Source organism: Pleomorphomonas carboxyditropha, from assembly GCF_002770725.1.
Lineage (GTDB): Bacteria > Pseudomonadota > Alphaproteobacteria > Rhizobiales > Pleomorphomonadaceae > Pleomorphomonas > Pleomorphomonas carboxyditropha.
In genome coordinates, this window is the sequence record NZ_NQVN01000002.1 from 575,135 (window position 1) to 581,917 (window position 6,783).

The window sequence follows — 6,783 nt, forward strand, 5'->3', positions numbered from 1 at the left end:
CCTGGCGACAGGCGGGACGAAACCCGGCCGCGCCACGGATCGACAGCCAAATCAACGGGATGGCTTCAAATGACGGATCTCTTCAGTGTAACGGACCGCGTCGCGGTCGTGACCGGCGGCCTCGGTCAGCTCGGAACGCAATTCAGTAAATCGCTCGCCGAGGCGGGCGCCAAGGTGGCGATCTTCAGCCGGCGTGAATTCGGCCGCGAGCAGATCGCCGAAAAGTTCCCCGGCCTCGAGGATCGCATTCGCGTCTACGTCGCCAGCGTCACCGACAAGGCGGCGCTTCAGCAGGCCACCGACCGGCTGATCGCCGACTGGGGCGTGCCGCACATCCTGGTCAACAACGCCGGCATCGATTCCAAGCCCTCCGGCTCGGCCGACCAGAACAGCCCGTTCGAGATCTACCCGCAGGAATACTGGAACGAGATCATCGACACCAACCTGACCGGCGTCATGCTGTGCTGCCAGGTGATCGGCTCTCCCATGGCGGCGGCCGGTCGCGGCTCGATCATCAACGTCGGCTCGATCTACGGCATCGTGTCGCCGAACCAGGCCCTCTACGCCTACCGCGAGAAGCGCGACGGCAAGCCCTTCATCAAGGCGATCTCCTACGCCGCCTCCAAGTCGGCCCTGGTCAACCTGACGCGCTATCTCGGCACCTACTGGGCGACCAAGAAGGTCCGCGTCAACCTGATCTCCTTCGGCGGCGTCAAGACCGCCAACTTCGACAAGGAATTCATCGACGCCTTCCTCGAGCGCGTGCCGATGCGCCGGCAGGCCGAGATCGACGAGTATAACGGCGTCATCCAGTTCCTGGCATCGGATGCCTCGTCCTACATGACCGGCTCGAACGTGGTGGTCGACGGCGGCTTTACCGCCTGGTGAGTCGCCGGCGGCACGCCGCGGGGTCGCAACTCCTCCCCCCGAAGGCGGAAAGGATGCTCCACCGTCCGGGATTTCCCGGCGAAAATCCTTCCCGTCCAATCGGCCCCGCGGCGATTGCCGGACCTGCTATGCCACGGACAAATTTCATCGAAGGCAGAAATCAATGACGAAGTTCAACTACGACGACACGGACTGGGATGCGATCGGCCGCCTGTCGAAATGGTATTCCGGCGACGTGCACGACAGCCTCGAGCAGCTTGGCGGCCGTGGCTATTTGCCGGGGATCTCCCTTCATGGGGCGTTGAAGGCCGGCGAGGTGGTCTGCGGACCGGCGGTGACCGTCCAGTTTGCCCCGAGCCAGCGCCGCAACCAGCCGCAGGACGTCTACCACAACGCCATCGACAACGTGCCCAAGGGCGGCATTCTGGTGGTGGATTCGAGCTGCGCCGAGGGCTCATGCTCGGGCGAGCTGATGTCGACCGGCGCCAAGACCGCCGGCGCCGCCGCCACCATCGTCAACGGCACGGTGCGCGACCTCGCCCAGGTGCGGGCGCTCGGCTATCCGTTGTTCGGCCGCGGCTCCAGCCCGGTGTCGGTCTCCGGCAAGATGGAGCCGAAGGCCTCGCAGGTCGAGCTGGTGATCGGCGGCATTCGTGTGGCGCCGGGCGATGTCGTCTTCGCCGACATCGACGGCGTCGTGGTCATCCCGAAGGCGATGGTCAAGGCGGTGGCCGACAAGGCCGACGAGGTCGGCGCCATGGAGGGAGCCGCCCGCGACCGCATCCTGAAGGGGGAGCGCCTGCAGTCGGTCTGGCCGGTCGCCTCCACCTACAACTGAACCGGCGGGCGTGCGGGTTGGCCAACGTCCATGCGACGCTTGAACGGCCGGTACGATTTCTTATAGTGAGCCAGCAACGACAAGTCAGCGAGGCTGGGGCGGTGCCCCGGCCTTGATTTTTGGCGGGCCGCAACGACGGTTTCGATCGAAATCGCCACGGCACGCGGGCGACGGAATACGAGAATTGCCGAGTCTTGTTCCCAAGGGCGTTCTCGCCCCCCTGACCACGCCTTTCGACCGGCAGGGCGAGATCGACGACGAGACCTTCAGAGCGGAGATCGAATGGCTGCTGGCCTGCGGCGTCGACGGCGTGGTCGTCGGCGGCAGCACGGGCGAGGGCTATGCCCTGTCGCCGGCCGAGATCGAGCGCCTCGTCGCCGCGGCCATCGAAGTGGTTCCCCGGGGAACCACCGTGGTGGCCGGCATCATCGCCGATAGCACGCGGGAGGCGGTAGCGGTCGCCGCGAGCCTCAGCCGGTACCCGCTGGCGGCGGTGCAGGTAACGCCCCCGCATTACATTTTCACGCCCAACGACGACGAGATGGTGGACTTCTACACCGCGGTGGCGTCGTCGGCGTCGGCGCCGGTCATCATTTACAACGTCATTCCCTGGCTGCAACTGGCGCCGGCCCTGATCGCGCGCATTCTCGATGCCCATGCCGGCGTCGTCGCCGTCAAGCACAGCCGGAAGAGCATCGACGCCTATCGCGATCTGGTCGGCTGCGTGGGGGCGGAGCGGGTGATCGCCGCCATCGATAATCAGCTCGCCGATTGTTATGCCATCGGCGCGACCGGTTCGATCGCCGCCATCACCGCCGCGGCGCCGGTGGAAAGCGCGCGCCTGTTCAAGGCGGTTCGGGCCGGGGATCCGATCGTCGGGCCGATTGCCGCGTTTCTTGCCGATCTGTGGACGGTGGTCGGCGGGGCAAATCTGCCGGCCCGCGTCAAGGCGGCGCAGATGGCCCAAGGGCTGCCGGCCAGCCACGTGCGGGCGCCGATGCGCGACGTGTCGGAAGCGGAAGAGGCGGCCATCGCCGGCGTTCTGCGGCAATGGTCCGCCGGAAAGGGCGACCTTCGGTCGGTTTGAGACCGTTTTCGGCGCCGGCGCGACGGTCGCGCCGGCGCCGATGTCACTTGAGGTTGGGGGCGATGAAGCTTCTGAGCTCCGGCGTCTTCGGCGCCGCGAACAGGTCCTCCGATCGCCCTTCCTCCCAGATCTGGCCCTTGTACATGAACACCGTGCGGTTGGCGACCTGACGGGCGAAGCCCATCTCGTGCGTCACCAGGATCATGGTCATTCCGGCCGCCGCCAGCTCGGCGATCGTCTTCAGGACCTCGCCGGTCAGTTGCGGATCGAGCGCCGAGGTCACCTCGTCGAACAGCATCACCTTCGGCTTCATGGCGAGCGACCGCGCGATGGCGACGCGCTGCTGCTGGCCGCCGGAAAGCTCGTCCGGATAGGCCCCAACCTTGTCGGCGAGCCCGACCTGCTTCAGCACCATCTGGGCGGTTTCCCAGGCTTCCTGCTTCGGCACGTTCTTGACGACGCGCGGCGCCAGCATGATGTTTTCGGCGACGTTGAGATGCGGGAACAGGTTGTAGCTCTGGAACACCATGCCGACCTCCTTGCGCAAGCTGCGAAGGCTATGGGTTCCCGGCTCGATCCTGTGGCCGACGATGTCGATGCTGCCGCCCTGGATCTGCTCGAGGCCGTTGATGCAGCGAAGCATGGTGCTCTTGCCGGAGCCGCTCTGACCGATGACGGCGACGACATCCCGAGGTTCGACCGACAGGTTGATGCCATCGAGCACGCACAGCGCGCCGTAGCATTTCTTGATGTTGTTAAGTTGAACTGCGGGCACGTTTGCCTCCCTGGAGGTACTCGCTGTAGTAGGATAGCGGATAGCAGATGATGAAATACATGGCCGCGACCGTGAGGAAGACCTCGAACGGCTGGAAGGTCATGTTGTTGAGCAGTTGGCCGGCGCGCGTAAGCTCGACGAAGCTGATCAGCGCCGTCACCGAGGTGTTCTTGACGATCTGCACCAGGAAGCCGACGGTGGGGCCGAGCGAGATGCGGAAGGCCTGCGGCAGGATGACGTAGCGCAGCTTCTGCGGCGTCGACATGGCGAGCGCGTCGGCGGCTTCCCACTGCTGCTTGGGGATCGCCTCGATGCAGCCGCGCCAGATGTCGGCGAGGAAGGCCGTGGCGTAGAGCGTCAGCGAGATGACGGCGGCGGCGAGCGGCGGGAAGTAGTAGCCGAGGAAGCTGAGGCCGTAATAGGCCAGGAACAGCAGGATCAGCAGGGGCGTTGCCTGGACCAGCTCGATATAGCCGGCGATCAGCAAACGGACCGGTCTCGGACCGAGCACCCGCAACAGAGCGAAGATCAGGCTGAAGATGCCGGCGGCCACGAAGGTCGATGCCGAGAGGATCAGGGTCCAGAGCGCTCCGTGCAGCAGGATGGGCAGACTGGAAAAGCCGAAGGACTGGATCATGCTTCAACCCTTTCCTGGCCATGCGGCAGGGCGCCGGCGATCTGGAAGCGGGCCGGATCCTTGCGGTGGAACAGCCAGAGCGAGATCAGCCAATAGGTGAATCGGAAGACGAAGGTCAGCGTCACGTAGATCGCGCCGGCAACTAGGAAGGTCTCGAGGCTGCGGAAGGTGAGCGACTCGACCTTCGAGGCGGCGAGCGTCAATTCGTTGGCGGAGATGGCGCAGACCACCGAACTGCCCAGCAGCGTCAGGGTCAACTGGCCGGTCAGCGCCGGGAAAACCACCTTGAGGGCGGGCACGATCACCACGTAGCGGATGGTCTGCAGCCGCGTCAGCCCGAGCGCCAGTCCGGCCTCGATCTGCGACTTGGGAATGGCGAGGAAGCCGGCGCGGAAGATCTCCGCCGAATAGGCGCCGAGATTGAAGGATATGGCGATGATCGCCGAGGTGTCGGCCGACAGGCGCAGGCCGATGTAGGGCAGGCCGAAGAAGAACAGGAAGACCTGAACCAGGAGCGGCGTATTGCGGATGATTTCGATATAGGCGACGGCGATCTGGTCGAGCCAGCGCGGCCCTTCCACGCGGATGATCGCGACCGCCAGGCCGATGGCGAGGCCGATCACGATGCCCTGTCCGGACAGCAGTATCGTGTTGATGGTGCCGTCCACGAATTCCGGCGCTCGGTCCAGTACCGGACCGAAGTGCATTTGATATGCCATGGTGAACCTACGAGCGAAAAGGCGGGGCGGGAGCCCGGCCCGAGGGCCGGGCAGGAGATCGCCGGCGGCGAGGGCGGTCCGACCACCGCCGCCTCGGCGTCTCAGAACGTCGGCAGCTTGCCGCCCGGGATCGGGACGCCGACCCACTTCTCGTGCAGCGCGCCGAGGCGCCCGCTCACTTCCTCGTAGTAGATGAAGTTGTTGAGCCACTGGTGCAGTTGGGTGGCGTCCTTGCGGACGGCCATCGACCAGTAGAGGGTGAACAGCGGCACCTCGGTCTTCACTTCGAGATCGGCGAGGTTGCGCTTCCTGATCACGTCGTCGGCGACCGTGGCGACGGCGGCGGTGGCGTCGACCTGGCCGGAGATCAGCGCCTGCATGGCCAGGGCATCGTCGTCGAAGCGGACGACCTCCAGGCCCTCGACGCCGAGATTGCTGACCGCCACGTCCTGCGTGCTGCCCTTGGGCACCGACACGCGCTTGTTGGCGAGATCGTCGATCTTCGTCAGCGCCATGCTCTTCTTGGCCACGAAGCGCATGTCGTAGGCGCCGTAGGGGTTGGTCATCAGGAACAGCTTGGCCCGCTCCGGGGTGGCGGTCATGTGGGCGATCAGCATGTCGACGCGGCCGGATTCCAGGGCGGCGGCGCGGGAGGCGTTGTTGACCGGCACCAGCTCGAGCTGGACCTTCAGGTTCTGGGCGACGTCGCGGGCGAGGTCCACCAGAAAACCGTCGGTATTGCCGCTGCTGTCCACCGTGTCATAGGGCGGAATGCCCGTCAGGACGCCGATGGTGATCTTTCCCTTGCCGTCGATGTCGGAGATGCTCTGCGCCATCACCGTTCCGGCGCCCATCGCGGTGATCGCGGCGGCCACCATCGTGCCTCCGACCATGGCGCCAAGATATTTCAGCACGCTTTTCATCTGGATAACCTCCCTCAAATTTTATCGTCCATGCATTTCAGTCGGCATTTCACGGAGCCGTTGGACCAGGTGATGGATCGACGCGGCTAGAATAAGTTCTGATTATCGGATGTCAATTCCGAAAAACGGAATTGGTGGATTTTGATCGGCGGGCTGGGTTGGCGACAACGACTGATTGCCGTGGCCGGAAAATGGCTACCTCAGGCGAGAGCCGGCCGCCGGGTGAACCCTTTTCGCGCCTCCCCCAGGCAATGCCTTCGGTTGCATAGACGGAAATCCATTCCGTTTTCGATAGGCAATCGAACCACCCTCCACCCTTCGCCTGCGCGACGAGAGGAAAACCGTCCTCTCGCACTCCCCCTATGTCTTTCCGTTCGCAAGGGGGGGCGGGTCGCCAGTCCGTCGCGCGGAGCGCGATCTCCCGAGCGTTTCGGATCAGCTGAAAAGTCCGACGCCGGCCGCCGGCCTCCCCGGGCGCCGCGTCGCGAAACCTCCCATCGGCGAACGACAGGCTCGTGCCCCGTGCCGTCAGGGTCCATTCGACTTTCGTCGAATTGGCAAATCGGCCGGCTTGCGAGGCGCGCCGTTTGTGCATATCATTTGCTACCACGAGGTAGCAAATAAGGCCGACATCAGGACCAACAGGTCGAAGGCCGGCCTTCATGGCCGGCTTCGGCTGAAACAGCCGACCACAAGGAGGAAACGATGGGTATTCATGTCACGTTGCCGGCGGCGCCGGCCCTGCTAAAGCCGGCTCCCGGCGAGGTTCTGTTCGTCACCAATGCCGACCTGCGCGAAAGCGCCAACGTCGAATGCTGGCCGGTCGAGGCCAAGTACGAAGCGCTGCTCGAAAAGGCGCTCGCTTCGCTCGGCCGCAAGGCGCGCCGCGCCCACCCGGTCAAGGCCGACAAGGGGC

Annotated in this window: 7 protein-coding genes and 1 pseudogene; 4 read left to right on the forward strand and 4 right to left on the reverse strand. The window is 65.0% G+C overall.

Going from position 1 to position 6,783, the window contains the following annotated elements:
- The first annotated feature begins 69 nt into the window (after window positions 1-69).
- The 3 genes from CJ014_RS07075 (at window position 70) to CJ014_RS07085 (ending at window position 2,813) form a co-directional block, all read left to right on the forward strand.
- Window positions 70-888 (forward strand): SDR family oxidoreductase, encoded by an 819-nt coding sequence (locus tag CJ014_RS07075; protein WP_100079815.1) that lies wholly within the window; start codon window positions 70-72, stop codon window positions 886-888.
- Between the two features lie 163 nt (window positions 889-1,051).
- Window positions 1,052-1,726, forward strand: a complete 675-nt coding sequence (locus CJ014_RS07080) for an RraA family protein (RefSeq protein WP_100079816.1) — start codon at window positions 1,052-1,054, stop codon at window positions 1,724-1,726.
- Window positions 1,727-1,910: 184 nt separating this feature from the next.
- Window positions 1,911-2,813, forward strand: coding sequence for a dihydrodipicolinate synthase family protein (locus CJ014_RS07085; protein WP_165790780.1), 903 nt, complete (start codon window positions 1,911-1,913; stop codon window positions 2,811-2,813).
- A 43-nt stretch (window positions 2,814-2,856) separates the two neighbouring features.
- Here the strand turns inward: CJ014_RS07085 and CJ014_RS07090 are convergent, their stop codons facing one another.
- The 4 genes from CJ014_RS07090 to CJ014_RS07105 form a co-directional block, all read right to left on the reverse strand.
- Window positions 2,857-3,588, reverse strand: a complete 732-nt coding sequence (locus CJ014_RS07090) for an amino acid ABC transporter ATP-binding protein (RefSeq protein ID WP_100079818.1) — start codon at window positions 3,586-3,588, stop codon at window positions 2,857-2,859.
- A complete protein-coding gene (locus tag CJ014_RS07095; protein ID WP_100079819.1) occupies window positions 3,569-4,225 on the reverse strand; it encodes an amino acid ABC transporter permease in 657 nt (218 codons plus the stop codon). Before CJ014_RS07095 ends, CJ014_RS07090 begins: the two co-directional genes overlap by 20 nt.
- Window positions 4,222-4,944 (reverse strand): amino acid ABC transporter permease, encoded by a 723-nt coding sequence (locus CJ014_RS07100; protein ID WP_100079820.1) that lies wholly within the window; start codon window positions 4,942-4,944, stop codon window positions 4,222-4,224. The genes CJ014_RS07095 and CJ014_RS07100 overlap by 4 nt, the downstream gene beginning before the upstream one ends.
- A 101-nt stretch (window positions 4,945-5,045) precedes the next feature.
- On the reverse strand, window positions 5,046-5,867 hold the full coding sequence (locus CJ014_RS07105; protein WP_100079821.1) for a transporter substrate-binding domain-containing protein: 822 nt from the start codon (window positions 5,865-5,867) through the stop codon (window positions 5,046-5,048).
- Window positions 5,868-6,572: 705 nt separating this feature from the next.
- Between CJ014_RS07105 and CJ014_RS07110 the strand changes: the two are divergent.
- Window positions 6,573-6,783 (forward strand): annotated as a pseudogene (locus CJ014_RS07110) (signal transduction protein); the annotation flags it as partial.